The 1,103-nt window shown below is 49.6% G+C and carries 9 tRNA genes and 1 rRNA gene; all 10 read left to right on the top strand.

Annotation, left to right across the window (positions count from 1 at the left end):
* Positions 1-95: ribosomal RNA gene (rrf, locus tag BMZ04_RS21880) — 5S ribosomal RNA — on the top strand; the annotation flags it as partial.
* A gap of 28 nt (positions 96-123) precedes the next feature.
* A tRNA-Val gene (locus BMZ04_RS21875) sits at positions 124-199 on the top strand.
* Between the two features lie 14 nt (positions 200-213).
* Positions 214-289, top strand: a tRNA-Thr gene (locus tag BMZ04_RS21870).
* A 7-nt stretch (positions 290-296) separates the two neighbouring features.
* Positions 297-369: transfer RNA gene (locus BMZ04_RS21865), tRNA-Lys, on the top strand.
* A gap of 23 nt (positions 370-392) precedes the next feature.
* Positions 393-477, top strand: a tRNA-Leu gene (locus BMZ04_RS21860).
* 17 nt (positions 478-494) lie between these two features.
* Positions 495-569 (top strand) — tRNA-Gly (locus BMZ04_RS21855).
* 15 nt (positions 570-584) lie between these two features.
* Positions 585-673: transfer RNA gene (locus BMZ04_RS21850), tRNA-Leu, on the top strand.
* Positions 674-692: 19 nt separating this feature from the next.
* Positions 693-769 (top strand) — tRNA-Arg (locus tag BMZ04_RS21845).
* 6 nt (positions 770-775) lie between these two features.
* Positions 776-852: transfer RNA gene (locus BMZ04_RS21840), tRNA-Pro, on the top strand.
* 11 nt (positions 853-863) lie between these two features.
* A tRNA-Ala gene (locus tag BMZ04_RS21835) sits at positions 864-939 on the top strand.
* Positions 940-1,103: the final 164 nt, after the last annotated feature.

Raw genomic sequence — 1,103 nt, 5'->3', positions numbered from 1 at the left:
GTCACACCCGTTCCCATACCGAACACGGAAGTTAAGCTCTTTTGCGCCGATGGTAGTTGGGGGATTCCCCCTGTGAGAGTAGGACGTCGCTGGGCTTGCAATAAATATATAAATTAATACCCAGGAGGATTAGCTCAGCTGGGAGAGCATCTGCCTTACAAGCAGAGGGTCGGCGGTTCGAGCCCGTCATCCTCCACCATATTTATTCCAAATGCCGGAGTAGCTCAACTGGTAGAGCAACTGACTTGTAATCAGTAGGTTGAGGGTTCAAGTCCTTTCTCCGGCACCATTAGTACGAGCCATTAGCTCAGTTGGTAGAGCATCTGACTTTTAATCAGAGGGTCGTAGGTTCGAATCCTACATGGCTCATCACTTTTATGTGAATTATGCATGCGGGTGTGGCGGAACTGGCAGACGCACTAGACTTAGGATCTAGCGCCGCAAGGCGTGGGGGTTCGACTCCCTTCACCCGCACCATTTAACTTTATAATCGAGCGGAAGTAGTTCAGTGGTAGAACACCACCTTGCCAAGGTGGGGGTCGCGAGTTCGAACCTCGTCTTCCGCTCCAAAGATTCATTAAAGTGCCGGGGTGGCGGAACTGGCAGACGCACAGGACTTAAAATCCTGCGGTAGGTGACTACCGTACCGGTTCGATTCCGGTCCTCGGCACCACTTTTATGAAAAAATATATGCGCCCGTAGCTCAATTGGATAGAGCGTCTGACTACGGATCAGAAGGTTGTGGGTTCGACTCCTGCCGGGCGCGCCATATATTCGGGAAGTAGCTCAGCTTGGTAGAGCACTTGGTTTGGGACCAAGGGGTCGCAGGTTCGAATCCTGTCTTCCCGACCATTTAATATTTCGGGGCCTTAGCTCAGCTGGGAGAGCGCCTGCCTTGCACGCAGGAGGTCAGCGGTTCGATCCCGCTAGGCTCCACCATGAACATTGAAAACTGAACATGCAAAACGTTAAGAAATATAGCTTGAAAGATTAACTTGTTAGTCTGATAGCAAAACAATTATGACATCATTTAATGATGATGCCAGCAAAACAAAATGAGCTTTTTAAGTTCTCTATTATGGAGAGTTTGATCCTGGCTCAGG

Source organism: Psychrobacillus sp. OK032 (assembly GCF_900111345.1).
GTDB lineage: Bacteria > Bacillota > Bacilli > Bacillales_A > Planococcaceae > Psychrobacillus.
This window is presented reverse-complemented; position numbering and strand designations above follow the sequence as displayed.